Annotated in this window: 1 protein-coding gene; it reads right to left on the bottom strand. The window is 42.2% G+C overall.

Annotation, left to right across the window (positions count from 1 at the left end):
• Window positions 1-225: hypothetical protein (locus tag J0695_RS46590; protein ID WP_206970206.1), on the bottom strand; the 225-nt coding region annotated here is incomplete at both ends.

Here is a 225-nt window from a genome sequence, read left to right on the forward strand (position 1 = left end):
CTTATAACGTAATTCATTGACATCTGCCATAACAGATGCCACAGCATTTCCCACATCTTTAATTACGGGAACGCCGCGTTCATATTCGGATGCGAAAGAGACCAATACATCAAAAGCAACCTCATTTCCTGAGAATCGAGAATGATATGACTTCATCTCCTCTTGATCAAATGCTGTTCGCTCTCGATAGGATTTATCACCCTTTATCGACCGCTCCGCTTTAAC

It is taken from the genome of Streptomyces beijiangensis, assembly GCF_017315755.1.
GTDB lineage: Bacteria > Actinomycetota > Actinomycetes > Streptomycetales > Streptomycetaceae > Streptomyces > Streptomyces beijiangensis.